Annotated in this window: 11 protein-coding genes; 2 read left to right on the top strand and 9 right to left on the bottom strand. The window is 70.2% G+C overall.

Going from position 1 to position 12,406, the window contains the following annotated elements:
- Window positions 1–306: 306 nt before the first annotated feature.
- From ACFYZA_RS38385 to thyX, 3 genes are all read right to left on the bottom strand, one after another.
- Window positions 307–1,992, bottom strand: coding sequence for a ribonuclease J (locus tag ACFYZA_RS38385; protein WP_100578038.1), 1,686 nt, complete (start codon window positions 1,990–1,992; stop codon window positions 307–309).
- A gap of 126 nt (window positions 1,993–2,118) precedes the next feature.
- A complete protein-coding gene (gene dapA / locus ACFYZA_RS38380; RefSeq protein WP_382599791.1) occupies window positions 2,119–3,018 on the bottom strand; it encodes a 4-hydroxy-tetrahydrodipicolinate synthase in 900 nt (299 codons plus the stop codon).
- 211 nt (window positions 3,019–3,229) lie between these two features.
- The gene (thyX, locus tag ACFYZA_RS38375) at window positions 3,230–3,970 is read right to left on the bottom strand and encodes an FAD-dependent thymidylate synthase (RefSeq protein ID WP_388494903.1); all 741 of its coding nucleotides are present in this window, start codon (window positions 3,968–3,970) and stop codon (window positions 3,230–3,232) included.
- Between the two features lie 199 nt (window positions 3,971–4,169).
- Between thyX and ACFYZA_RS38370 the strand changes: the two genes are divergently transcribed.
- Both ACFYZA_RS38370 and ACFYZA_RS38365 read left to right on the top strand, forming a co-directional pair.
- Window positions 4,170–4,409, top strand: coding sequence for a hypothetical protein (locus ACFYZA_RS38370; protein WP_382599793.1), 240 nt, complete (start codon window positions 4,170–4,172; stop codon window positions 4,407–4,409).
- A gap of 125 nt (window positions 4,410–4,534) precedes the next feature.
- Window positions 4,535–5,095 (top strand): hypothetical protein, encoded by a 561-nt coding sequence (locus ACFYZA_RS38365; RefSeq protein ID WP_382599795.1) that lies wholly within the window; start codon window positions 4,535–4,537, stop codon window positions 5,093–5,095.
- A 72-nt stretch (window positions 5,096–5,167) separates the two neighbouring features.
- Here ACFYZA_RS38365 and ACFYZA_RS38360 read toward each other — a convergent pair whose 3' ends face one another.
- From ACFYZA_RS38360 to eccD, 6 genes are all read right to left on the bottom strand, one after another.
- On the bottom strand, window positions 5,168–5,620 hold the full coding sequence (locus tag ACFYZA_RS38360; RefSeq protein ID WP_382599797.1) for a hypothetical protein: 453 nt from the start codon (window positions 5,618–5,620) through the stop codon (window positions 5,168–5,170).
- A 17-nt stretch (window positions 5,621–5,637) separates the two neighbouring features.
- On the bottom strand, window positions 5,638–6,390 hold the full coding sequence (gene dapB, locus ACFYZA_RS38355) for a 4-hydroxy-tetrahydrodipicolinate reductase (RefSeq protein ID WP_382599799.1): 753 nt from the start codon (window positions 6,388–6,390) through the stop codon (window positions 5,638–5,640).
- 32 nt (window positions 6,391–6,422) lie between these two features.
- A complete protein-coding gene (locus tag ACFYZA_RS38350; RefSeq protein ID WP_382599801.1) occupies window positions 6,423–7,802 on the bottom strand; it encodes a M16 family metallopeptidase in 1,380 nt (459 codons plus the stop codon).
- On the bottom strand, window positions 7,799–10,018 hold the full coding sequence (locus tag ACFYZA_RS38345; protein WP_382599803.1) for a polyribonucleotide nucleotidyltransferase: 2,220 nt from the start codon (window positions 10,016–10,018) through the stop codon (window positions 7,799–7,801). Before ACFYZA_RS38345 ends, ACFYZA_RS38350 begins: the two co-directional genes overlap by 4 nt.
- 318 nt (window positions 10,019–10,336) lie before the next feature.
- The gene (gene rpsO, locus ACFYZA_RS38340; RefSeq protein ID WP_053728973.1) at window positions 10,337–10,627 is read right to left on the bottom strand and encodes a 30S ribosomal protein S15; all 291 of its coding nucleotides are present in this window, start codon (window positions 10,625–10,627) and stop codon (window positions 10,337–10,339) included.
- A 191-nt stretch (window positions 10,628–10,818) separates the two neighbouring features.
- Entirely contained in the window at window positions 10,819–12,354 is a 1,536-nt protein-coding gene (gene eccD / locus ACFYZA_RS38335; RefSeq protein ID WP_388494902.1) for a type VII secretion integral membrane protein EccD, read from the bottom strand.
- Between the last annotated feature and the right edge of the window lie 52 nt (window positions 12,355–12,406).

Below are 12,406 nucleotides of genomic sequence, written 5' to 3'. Positions count from 1 at the left end.
ACCCTCTCGGGCTTTCCTCCGGGCGCTTCCCTTCGGTATTTCGTGTTCCCGACTCTATCAGACTCTTTCGTGTCCGATTCCCCGTCGGAATGGGGATTTGCTTCGAGGATTTCGCTTTCGCGTTTCCCTTTCGGCGTGGCCCGACTTTATCAGAGATTCTGAAGCCGGATTCCCGCCCCGTTCCGGTTCCCCGTACGGCACTTGACTGTGCCGGGTTCCCGTTCAGGCGGAGACATAAACCTACTGGAGCGGGGCGCCTCGATGCAAATCGAGGCGCCCCGCTCCGGAGGTACGTCCGTGGGACCGTCAGACCTCGACGACCACGGGCAGGATCATCGGACGCCTGCGGTAGGTGTCCGAGACCCACTTGCCGACCGAGCGGCGGATGAGCTGCTGGAGCTGGTGGGGCTCGACGACGCCGTCCTGGGCGGACCGGTTCAGGGCTTCCTCGATCTTCGCGACCACTGGACTGAACGCCGAGTCCTCGATGCCGGAACCGCGGGCCTGGATGTGCGGGCCGCTGGTGATCTTGCCGCTGCTGGAGTCCACCACCACGTACACCGAGATGATGCCCTCGTCGCCGAGGATGCGGCGGTCCTTCAGGGAGGACTCGGTCACGTCGCCTACCGAGAGGCCGTCGACGTAGACGTAACCCGCCTGGACCTTGCCGACGATTCTCGCGGTGCCGTCGACCAGGTCGACGACCACGCCGTCCTCGGCGATGACGATGTGGTTCTTCGGGACGCCGGTGAGGGCTCCGAGTTCCGCGTTCGCCCGCAGGTGGCGCCATTCGCCGTGGACCGGCATCAGGTTCTTCGGCTTGCAGATGTTGTAGAAGTACAGCAGCTCGCCGGCCGAGGCGTGGCCCGAGACGTGCACCTTGGCGTTGCCCTTGTGGACGACGTTGGCGCCCCAGCGGGTCAGGCCGTTGATGACGCGGTAGACCGCGTTCTCGTTGCCCGGGATGAGCGACGAGGCGAGGATCACGGTGTCGCCCTGGACGATCCGGATCTGGTGGTCGCGGTTGGCCATGCGGGAGAGCGCGGCCATCGGCTCGCCCTGCGAGCCGGTGCAGACCAGTACGACCTCGTCGTCGGGCAGGTCGTCGAGGGTCTTGACGTCGACGACGAGTCCGGCGGGCACCTTGAGGTAGCCGAGGTCTCGTGCGATGCCCATGTTGCGGACCATCGAGCGGCCGACGAAGGCGACGCGGCGGCCGTACTCGTGGGCTGCGTCCAGGATCTGCTGGATGCGGTGCACGTGGCTGGCGAAGCTGGCCACGATGATGCGCTTGTCGGCGTTCGCGAAGACGGTGCGCAGGACGTTGGAGATGTCCCGCTCCGGCGGCACGAACCCGGGGACCTCGGCGTTCGTCGAGTCGGAGAGGAGGAGGTCGATGCCTTCCTCGCTCAGCCGGGCGAAGGCGTGCAGGTCGGTGAGGCGCCCGTCGAGGGGGAGCTGGTCCATCTTGAAGTCGCCGGTGGCGACGGCCATGCCCGCGGGGGTGCGGATGGCGACCGCGAGGGCGTCGGGGATGGAGTGGTTGACCGCGACGAATTCGCAGTCGAAGGGGCCCAGGCGCTCGCGGTCGCCTTCGGCGACCTCCAGCGTGTAGGGGCGGATGCGGTGCTCCTGGAGCTTGGCCTCGATGAGCGCGAGGGTCAGCTTGGAGCCGATGAGCGGGATGTCCGGCTTCTCGCGGAGCAGGAAGGGGACGCCGCCGATGTGGTCCTCGTGGCCGTGCGTCAGGACGATGCCCTCGATGTCGTCGAGGCGGTCCCGGATCGAGCTGAAGTCGGGCAGGATCAGGTCGATGCCGGGCTGCTCCTCTTCGGGGAAGAGGACGCCGCAGTCGACGATGAGCAGGCGGCCGCCGAACTCGAAGACGGTCATGTTCCGGCCGATTTCGCCGAGGCCGCCGAGCGGTGTGACGCGCAGGCCGTTCTTGGGAAGCTGCGGCGGGGTGCCGAGTTCAGGATGCGGATGACTCAAAAGACTCTCCTCACCACACGCGCCACGTACCTGTAGGGCACGTGGCGCGTATGTCATTCGTGCACTTGCTGTTGTGTGTGGTTTTCGCGCGTTTGTCCGGCGCGTATTCAGTTGTGAAGTCTGTGGTTAGAGCTGTACCCCACCGGCTGCCAGATCGAGCGCCAGCTGGCTGGATTCTTCCGTCGTGAGTTCGACGAGGGGCAGGCGCAGCGGTCCTGCGGGGAGTCCTTGGCGGGCGAGGGCCGCCTTGGTGGTGATGACTCCTTGGGTGCGGAACATGCCGGTGTAGACGGGGAGCAGCTGCTGGTGGATCTCGGTGGCCTTGCGTACGTCGCCTGCGAGGTAGGCGTCCAGGAGGGCGCGGAGCTCGGGGGTGACGAGGTGGCCGACGACGGAGACGAAGCCGCAGGCGCCGACGGACAGGAGGGGCAGGTTGAGCATGTCGTCGCCGGAGTACCAGGCGAGGCCGGAGCGGGCGATGGCCCAGCTGGCGCGGCCGAGGTCGCCCTTGGCGTCCTTGTTGGCGACGATCCGGGGGTGTTCGGCGAGCCGTACGAGGGTTTCGGTGTCGATGGGGACGCCGCTGCGGCCGGGGATGTCGTAGAGCATGACGGGGAGCTCGGTGGCGTCGGCGATGGCCGAGAAGTGCCGGAACAGTCCCTCTTGTGGGGGCTTGTTGTAGTACGGCGTGACGGCGAGGAGGCCGTGTGCGCCGGAGCGTTCGGCCGTTCGGGCGAGCTCGAGGGTGTGGCGGGTGTCGTTGGTGCCGATACCGGCGACGACGTGGGCCCGGTCTCCGACCGCTTCCAGTACGGCTCGTACGAGCTGGTCTTTCTCCGCGTCGCTGGTGGTCGGGGACTCGCCGGTGGTGCCGTTGACGACGAGTCCGTCGTTGCCTGCGTCGACCAGGTGGGCCGCCAGTCGCTGGGCGCCGTCGAGGTCGAGTGCGCCGTCCGCCGTGAAGGGCGTGATCATGGCGGTGAGGACCCGCCCGAAGGGGGTCTGCGGAGTGGAGATCGGAGCCATGGGTAACACGCTACTCGCTGCTCAGCGCGAGGTGCCCCCTCGGGGGCCGGTGGCTGAGGGAGCCCGGCACTGCCTGCTCGGGGGTTCAAGCAGTGCCGGGTCCGTTTGATCAGCCTAGATGAACTTCACGAAACGCCGCAATACGGACACTTTGCGCGGCGTATCCGCACATCTGTGCCGGTATGGTCGGTCGCCCCTGTCGGCTGGGTCGTTACGGGGCCACCCGGCCGTTGGTGTTGAAGGCCGCATGGGTGAGCGGCATCAGCCGGGCCCACTCGCGCTCCATCCTCTCGCCGACCATCTCGATCTCCCGCTGCGGGAAGGACGGGACCCTCGCCGGCTCGTGCTGGGTGCGCAGGCCGAGGAAGTGCATCAGCGAACGCGCGTTGCACGTCGCGTACATCGAGGAGAAGAGCCCGACCGGCAGCGTGGCGCGGGCGACTTCGCGGGCGACGCCGGACGCCAGCAGCTCCTGGTACGCCTCGCAGGAGCGGCGGTAGGAGTCCTCCATGACGCGGGAGGTCAGCTCCTGCTGGGCCGCCGAGCCCTCGACGAACTCGTATTTGCCGGGGCGCCCCCGCTGGACCAGCTTGCGGTCGGCGGCCGGAACGTAGAAGACCGGCTGGAGCTCCCGGTAGCGGCCCGACTCCTCGTTGCAGGACCAGCCGACGCGGTGCCGCGTGAACTCGCGGAAGACGAAGATCGGGGCGCTGATGAAGAAGGTCATCGAGTTGTGCTGGAAGGGGCTGCCGTGCCGGTCCCGCATCAGGTAGTTGATGAGCCCCTGGGAGCGCTCGGGGTCCTTCTGGAGCTCTTCGAGGGACTGCTCGCCGGCCGTCGAGACCCGGGCCGCCCACAGCACGTCCGAGTCGCTCGCCGCGTGCTTGACGAGCTCGACGGTGACGTCGGCGCGGAAGGTCGGCTCGACGTCTGGGGCGGGGGTGTCGGTCACCGGCGGGTCCTTCCCGTTGTGTCGCTCGGGCGGCGCCCACTGTAGGGCCCGGCACCGGCATCCCCGTCTCTGACGGTTCGTCAGCACATTCTTCGGCCAATTCGGGGAATTCGGGCACCAATCGGCAGTGCCGAGCGTCTGTATTAGTAAGCAGCAGCCAGTTCGACAGCCACTCGAGTTTCCGAGGAGATGTGCCCCCATGTTCCGCCGGCGTGAGCCCGTTCCGTTCGCCTTCGTCGCCGAGGCCGACCGCTACCGCAGCAATGTCGAGCCGCCGCCGCGCCAGCGCGCGAGCGCAGGTCAGCTCGTTGGCAGGACGCTGGTCGGGCTCACGGTCATAGCCGGCCTCACGGGTGCGCTGCTGTTCGGACTTCCGGCCATGGAGAGCCCGCAGTCCCCCACGCACAGTCAGCAGTCCGAGGCCTCCAACGGGCGTTGACGGCCGCTGACCGGCCCGGACGCGCCGACGCGCGCCCGGACCCCCGGAGGTGGCCGCGCGCTGACCTCCTGGGTAGCCTCACCCCGCACAGCCCAATCGAGCGTGCTTGTGAGTGAGGATCAGTCGTGCCCCTGCCCTTCCTGACGGCCGACCGCGCAGTCGACGCACCCGGTGAGTACTCCGACGATGTCGCCCTGCCCTTCGACGACCACGATCGCTGGCGGCGGCCCTACCGGCCCGGCCCGTGGCGGGTCGCCGCGGCGGCCATGCTGCTGCTCCTCGCCTCGTTCGTACTGCTCGCGGCCGTGATCATCGCGGCCGCCGGAGAGCCGGCGGGTGCGGTCGCCGTCCTGTGCGTCGCCGTGCTCGTCATCGCCTCCGCGCTGCGACTGCTGCGCGTCGGGGTGTGGGTCAGCCGGGCCGGGCTGCGCCGGGTCGCGTTCCTCACCACCACCACGGTGGCGTGGCCGCGGATCGCCGGGGTGCGCACGGTGCAGCAGCCGGTGCGCTGGCTCGGCCTTCCGCGCACGGTCCAGGGGCAGGCCCTGCTGGCCGAGCGGCAGGGCGGCGAGACGCTCGCGCCGCTGCTCACCGACCACAACGCGGACTTCCTGGGCCGCGGCGAGGCCTTCGACCGGGCGGCCGACCTGGTGGAGGCCTGGGGCGACGAGTACCGCCTCGGCTGAGCGTCGGCCCGAAGGTGCTCGACCAGGGGCCGGCCGGTCCGCCTCGACGGCGGCCGGGCGGCCCGGCCGGTCTCAGACCCCGGCCGGCTTGTTCTCGTGCAGGGCGATCGCCCGCTGCATCGCCTTGCGGGCCCGCGGCGTGTCGCGGGCGTCCTGGTAGGCCACGGCGAGGCGGAACCAGCAGCGCCAGTCGTCGGGCGCGTCCTCCGTCTCGGCCTTGCGGCGGGCGAAGACGGCGTCGGCCGAGTCACGGTCGATGCGGCCGCCCGCGGTGCGGGTCAACTCGTCGACGGGCAGGCCGCCTTCGGCCTCCAGGGCGACGGCGAGCCGGTTGGCCTTGGTCACGAAGCGGGTGTTGGCCCACAGGAACCAGATGCCGATCAACGGCAGGATCAGCACGGCCACGCCCAGCGTGACGGTGATCCACGTGCCCTGCTCAAGGAGCAGCACGCCACGGCTGCCAGCCAGGACGAAGTAGAAGACCAGGACGGCGGCCGTGATGAGGTAGGTGATTTTTGCGCGCATGAGGCCGACGGTGCCGCTCAGTTGAGGTCGAGGAAGTGTTCCAGGCCGAAGGTGAGGCCGGGAGTGGTCACCACGCGGCGGGCGCCGAGCAGGATGCCCGGCATGAAGCTGCTGTGGTGGAGGGAGTCGTGGCGCACGGTCAGGGTCTCGCCCTCGGCGCCGAGCAGTACTTCCTGGTGGGCCAGGAGGCCGCGCAGCCGGACGGCGTGCACGGGGATGCCGTCCACGTCGGCGCCGCGGGCGCCGTCGAGCGCGGTGGTGGTGGCGTCCGGTGCGGGGCCGACCCCGGCTTCGGCGCGGGCCGCCGCGATCAGCTGGGCGGTGCGCGTGGCGGTGCCGGAGGGGGCGTCGACCTTGTTGGGGTGGTGCAGCTCGACGACCTCGACGGATTCGAAGTAGGGGGCGGCGAGCTGGGCGAACTTCATCGTGAGGACGGCGCCGATGGAGAAGTTCGGGGCGATGAGCACCCCGGTCGCCGGGGAGGCGGCGAGCCAGGTGTTGAGCTGCGCGAGGCGGTCCTCGGTCCATCCCGTGGTGCCGACGACGGCGTGGATTCCGTGGCGTACGCAGAACTCCAGGTTGTCCATCACCGAGGCGGGGGTGGTCAGTTCGACCGCGACCTGGGCGCCCGTGTCGGCGAGCGTCTCCAGGCTGTCGCCGCGGCCGAGGGCGGCGACCAGCTCCATGTCCTCGGCGGCTTCCACGGCTCGAACCGCCTCGGAGCCGATCCGGCCCTTGGCTCCGAGGACCGCCACGCGCAGCTTGCTCATTCGCTTGTTTCCTTAAGGGGTTACGAGACCTTTTACGAGACCGCTTCGTGGAGGCGGTCGGCCTGCTTGTCCTTGAGCGGGCCGATGACGGACAGCGAGGGACGCTGTCCCAGGACATCACGGGCCACTTCGCGGACGTCGTCCGGGGTGACCTGCGCTATCCGGGCCAGCATGTCGTCGACCGACATCTGTTCGCCCCAGCACAGCTCGCTCTTGCCGATGCGGTTCATCAGCGCGCCGGTGTCCTCGAGGCCGAGGACGGTGGAGCCGGAGAGCTGGCCGACCGCGCGGCCGATCTCGTCGTCCGAGAGGCCTTCGCGTGCGACCCGGTCCAGTTCGTCGCGGCAGATCTTCAGGACGTCGTGGACCTGGTTGGGGCGGCAGCCCGCGTACACGCCGAACAGGCCGCAGTCGGCGAAGCCCGAGGTGTAGGAGTACACGCTGTAGGCCAGGCCGCGCTTCTCGCGGACCTCCTGGAACAGGCGGGACGACATGCCGCCGCCCAGTGCCGTGTTGAGGACGCCGAGCGCCCAGCGGCGCTCGTCGGTGCGGGCCAGGCCCGGCATGCCGAGGACCACGTGGGCCTGTTCCGTGCGGCGGTTCAGGAGCTCCATGCGGCCGGCGGCCTTCAGGGTGCGGGAGCCGCCGCGCGGGGCGAGGGGCACGGCGTCGGTGTGCGTGAGCGCGCCGGCCTTCTCGAAGGCCTTGCGGACCTGGCGTACGACGGTGGCGTGGTCGACGTTGCCCGCGGCGGCGACGACCAGGTGGCGCGGGTCGTAGTGCTTCTTGTAGAAGCGGGAGATCTGCGCCTGGGTGAGGGCGTTGATGGTGTCGACGGTGCCGAGGACCGGGCGGCCGAGGGGGGTGTCGCCGAGCATGGTGTGCGCGAACAGGTCGTGCACGCAGTCGCCCGGGTCGTCCTCGGTCATGGCGATCTCTTCGAGGATGACGCCGCGTTCGGCGTCGATGTCCTCGGCGAGGATCAGCGAGTCGGTGAGCATGTCGCACACGACGTCGATGGCCAGCGGCAGGTCGGTGTCGAGCACCCGCGCGTAGTAGCAGGTGTACTCCTTCGCCGTGAAGGCGTTCATCTCGCCGCCGACCGCGTCGAGGGCGGAGGAGATGTCGAGGGCGCTGCGCTTGTGGGTGCCCTTGAACAGGAGGTGCTCGAGGTAGTGGGTGGCGCCGTTCAGCGTCGGCGTCTCGTCGCGCGAGCCGACCTGGACCCAGATGCCGAAGGTCGCCGACCGTACGGAGGGAAGGGTTTCGGTGACGACCCGCAGGCCGCCGGGGAGGGTCGTGCGGCGGACGGTGCCGATGCCGCCTTGGCCCTTCAGAAGCGTTTGGGTACGGGCGACGGCCCGCCCCTCGGAGGAGGGGCGGGCCGTCGTCGCGGAACTACGGGACGTCACTTGGCAGCGTCGTCCTTGTCACCCTCGGCAGCCTCTTCGCCCTCGACCACGGGGATGAGGGAGAGCTTGCCACGGGAGTCGATCTCGGCGATCTCGACCTGGACCTTGGAGCCCACGGCCAGGACGTCCTCGACGTTCTCCACGCGCTTGCCGCCGGCGAGCTTGCGGATCTGCGAGATGTGCAGCAGACCGTCCTTGCCCGGGAGCAGCGACACGAACGCGCCGAACGTCGTCGTCTTCACGACGGTGCCCAGGTAGCGCTCGCCGACCTCCGGCATGGTCGGGTTGGCGATGCCGTTGATCGTGGCGCGGGCGGCCTCGGCGGCCGGGCCGTCGGCGGCACCGATGTAGATGGTGCCGTCGTCCTCGATCGTGATCTCGGCGCCGGTGTCCTCCTGGATCTGGTTGATCATCTTGCCCTTGGGGCCGATGACCTCGCCGATCTTGTCCACGGGGATCTTGACGGTGATGATCCGCGGGGCGTTGGGGGACATCTCGTCCGGCGTGTCGATCGCTTCCATCATCACGTCGAGGATGTGGAGGCGGGCGTCGCGGGCCTGCTTGAGGGCGGCGGCCAGGACGGAGGCCGGGATGCCGTCGAGCTTGGTGTCGAGCTGGAGCGCGGTGACGAACTCCTTGGTGCCGGCGACCTTGAAGTCCATGTCGCCGAACGCGTCCTCGGCACCGAGGATGTCGGTGAGGGCGACGTAGTGCGTCTTGCCGTCGATCTCCTGGGAGATGAGGCCCATGGCGATACCGGCGACGGGGGCCTTGAGCGGCACACCGGCGTTCAGGAGCGACATGGTGGAGGCGCAGACCGAGCCCATGGACGTCGAGCCGTTGGAGCCGAGGGCCTCGGACACCTGACGGATCGCGTAGGGGAACTCCTCGCGCGTCGGCAGGACCGGCACGATGGCGCGCTCGGCGAGCGCGCCGTGGCCGATCTCGCGGCGCTTGGGCGAGCCCACGCGGCCGGTCTCGCCGACCGAGTACGGCGGGAAGTTGTAGTTGTGCATGTAGCGCTTGCGGGTCACCGGGGAGAGGGTGTCCAGCTGCTGCTCCATGCGGAGCATGTTGAGGGTGGTGACGCCCAGGATCTGGGTCTCGCCACGCTCGAACAGCGCCGAGCCGTGCACGCGCGGGATGGCCTCGACCTCGGCGGCGAGCGTACGGATGTCCGTGATGCCGCGGCCGTCGATGCGGACCTTGTCCGTGATGACGCGCTCGCGGACCAGCTTCTTGGTCAGCGCGCGGTACGCGGCGGAGATCTCCTTCTCGCGGCCCTCGAACTGCGGGAGCAGCTTGTCGGCGGCGATCTCCTTGACGCGGTCCAGCTCGGCCTCGCGGTCCTGCTTGCCCGCGATGGTGAGCGCCTGGGCGAGCTCGCCCTTGACGGCGGCGGTCAGCGCCTCCAGGACGTCGTCCTGGTAGTCGAGGAAGACCGGGAACTCGCCGGTGGGCTTGGCGGCCTTGGCGGCGAGGTCGGCCTGCGCCTTGCAGAGCACCTTGATGAAGGGCTTCGCGGCGTCCAGACCGGAGGCGACGACCTCCTCGGTGGGCGCCTCGGCGCCGCCCTTGACCAGCTGGATGGTCTTCTCGGTGGCCTCGGCCTCGACCATCATGATCGCGACGTCGCCGTCCTCCAGGACGCGGCCGGCGACCACCATGTCGAAGACGGCGTCCTCGAGCTCGGTGTGCGTCGGGAACGCGACCCACTGGCCGTTGATCAGCGCGACGCGGACGCCGCCGATCGGGCCGGAGAAGGGCAGGCCGGCCAGCTGGGTGGACGCGGACGCGGCGTTGATCGCGACGACGTCGTACAGGTGGTCGGGGTTGAGCGCCATGATCGTCGCGACGACCTGGATCTCGTTGCGCAGGCCCTTCTTGAAGGACGGGCGCAGCGGGCGGTCGATCAGGCGGCAGGTGAGGATCGCGTCCTCGGAGGGGCGGCCCTCACGGCGGAAGAAGGAGCCGGGGATCTTGCCGGCCGCGTACTGCCGCTCTTCGACGTCCACCGTCAGGGGGAAGAAGTCGAGCTGGTCCTTGGGCTTCTTGGACGCGGTGGTCGCCGAGAGGACCATGGTGTCGTCGTCCAGGTACGCCACGGCGGAGCCGGCGGCCTGCTTGGCCAGGCGGCCCGTCTCGAAGCGGATGGTGCGGGTGCCGAAGGTGCCGTTGTCGATGACGGCCTCGGCGTAGTGGGTCTCGTTCTCCACTAGCGTTTTCTCCATTTGCTTGTCGTCTTTTCGTCCGCCGGGCCCGTGTGGCGCGGTGGACGGTGGGGTGACGGCGGAGAAGCGCTCCTGGGGGCGGGCCGGTCTTCGATCGAAGCGCCCGGTGTTCCTTGCTTTCCGGGGGCCACTACCGAGGACCGGCGGCGGAGGAGGGCTTCTGCTCGCTCGTCGCGGTGAAGCGTCTTCGGTGCTGCTTGTTCTGTTGTGCGTACCAGACTACTGAGCGTTCGGTACGTCTCGCATGTACAGCAAAGGGAGCGGCCCCCTAATAGGTGGGAACCGCTCCCCTCGACAGCATGCTTACTTGGCGCCGCCGGCCGCACCGCGGCGGATGCCCAGGCGGTCGACCAGCGTACGGAAGCGCTGGATGTCCTTCTTGGCCAGGTACTGCAGAAGGCGGCGGCGCTGGCCGACGAGGATCAGCAGGCCACGACGGGAGTGGTGGTCGTGCTTGTGCGTCTTGAGGTGCTCCGTCAGGTCGGAGATGCGGCGCGAGAGCATGGCGACCTGGACCTCGGGGGAGCCGGTGTCGCCCTCCTTCTGGCCGAACTCGGACATGATCTGCTTCTTCGTAGCGGCGTCGAGCGGCACGCTTACTCCTCAGTATGGTTCGATGCGCCCACGAGTGCCCCAGGTCTTGATCTCTGGGGAGCTTCCGTGACTCGGAGGCGAAGGTCCGATGAGCGCAGCTTCCAGATGATCCGGAAACGCGTACACAAACGGCCGTCACACAGCGTACCAGTACCCCGGGTGGCGGTTGACCGGAGCCCGGGGCGGGCGGATCAGCCGGTCAGGGCGCGGGCCCTGGCGTACACGTCGAAGACCGCGAGGGTGAGCGGCGTCAGCGTGAGCAGGACGAATCCCTCCGCGATCTCCAGGAAGCGGCCCCAGAAGGGGGTCACGCCGCGGTTCGGCACGATCAGCGCGATCGCGGTGAGCAGGGCCGCGGCCGCGGCGATCGCGGCGACCAGCCACAGCGTACGGAGGCCGAGGTCGGTGCCGGCGCTCTCGACCGGGCCGCGCGGGGCGCTGGCGCACAGGCCGAGGCCGAGCAGGACGAGGGTGGTGAGCCCGGCGGTCAGGGTGGCGGCGACCTGGGCGGTGTGGCGGAAGAGGTGGGCGCGCATGAGGAGGGCCGCGCCGGTGGCCAGGGCCAGCAGGTGGCCCCAGGTGTCGCCGGCGAAGCCGAGCACCGCGGCTCCGGCGACGGCGAGGAGGGCGCAGCCGCCGACGAGGCCGGCGAGGAGTTCGTGGCCGCGCCGGGCCCGGGCGGCGATGCGCTCGGCGTCGACGGGCCGGGGCTCGGTGTCGTCGCCGGGGTCGTGCTGGGAGCTGTGGGGTGCGTCGTAGCCGATGGGCAGCCGGGCGAAGCGCAGGGAGAGGCCGGGCAGGAAGGCGAGGGCGGCGACGGCGAGCTGCGTGCAGACGGCGGCGGTCTCGGTGGCCGTCATGCCGGTGAGGATCGCGGCGAACACGACGAGCGTGCCGGTGGCGCAGGCGAGGGCGAACGCGACGAAGGGCCCGTCGCCACGGGGTGAGAGCAGGGTGAGGACGAGGGCGGCGAGGAGGACGGCGGCGCAGGCGAGCAGCGCTTGGAGGCGGCCGATGCCGTGGTGGGGGGCGAGCGGCAGGAGTCCGGAGCCGGCCACCGCGATGCTGGGCAGTGCGCCGAGGCCGAGGGCGACGGCGCAGGGCTGGTCGTCGTGGATGCGGGCGCGTACGGCCGCGAGGGTGAGCAGGAGGAGTCCGGCAACGGCTGCGAGGATGCCGGGCAGGCCGTGCATGTCGTGCCGGGGGTCGCCGGTCCAGGCCGCGACGGCGAGCAGCGCGGCCAGGACGCCGCCCGCGACGAGGCCGGCGGCGCGGGTCAGACCGGTGTGCCACAGGGTGCGGTCCTGGGTGACCGCGGCGGCGACGGCCTCGGCCACGTCGTCGAAGACGGCGGGCGGCAGCGACTGGGAGAACGGGCGCAGGATGAGCAGTTCGCCGTCGAGGATCGTCTGGGCGGCGAGCGAGCGGGCGCCGTCGAGGACGGTGCCGTCGCGGCGCACCAGGAAGTAGCCGACGGGGGCGCCCTCCTGGGGGCTCTGGCGGGCGAGCCGGAGGATCTCGGGGCAGAGGTCGGCGACGGGGATGTCGTCGGGCAGCGCGACGTCGATGCGGCCGTCCGGGGCGACGATGGTCACCCGGCAGAAGCCGAGGCCCGCCCCGGGGCCCTGGGCCCCCGGCCGGTCCGGCCCGGCGGCCGCCGTCGCGGTGGCTGTCGCGGTGGCTGTGGTCGTCGTGGTCGTGGTCGTCGCCGCCGTGGTTGTGGTCATCGCGCTGGGCGTCGTCGGCATGGTCGTTGTCGCCGTGGTCGTGGTCGTTGTC

It is taken from the genome of Streptomyces sp. NPDC001828, from assembly GCF_042892175.1.
Lineage (GTDB): Bacteria > Actinomycetota > Actinomycetes > Streptomycetales > Streptomycetaceae > Streptomyces.
Note: the sequence above shows the minus strand (reverse complement) of the source record. Positions and strands in the feature narration are given on the sequence as shown.

Bases quoted from the DNA above. Each gene is read 5' to 3' on its own strand.
- dapA (WP_382599791.1), bottom strand. From the start codon at position 3,018: ATGGCTCCGATCTCCACTCCGCAGACCCCCTTCGGGCGGGTCCTCACC.
- ACFYZA_RS38370 (WP_382599793.1), top strand. From the start codon at position 4,170: ATGTTCCGCCGGCGTGAGCCCGTTCCGTTCGCCTTCGTCGCCGAGGCC.
- ACFYZA_RS38360 (WP_382599797.1), bottom strand. From the start codon at position 5,620: ATGCGCGCAAAAATCACCTACCTCATCACGGCCGCCGTCCTGGTCTTC.
- dapB (WP_382599799.1), bottom strand. From the start codon at position 6,390: ATGAGCAAGCTGCGCGTGGCGGTCCTCGGAGCCAAGGGCCGGATCGGC.
- eccD (WP_388494902.1), bottom strand. From the start codon at position 12,354: ATGACCACAACCACGGCGGCGACGACCACGACCACGACGACCACAGCC.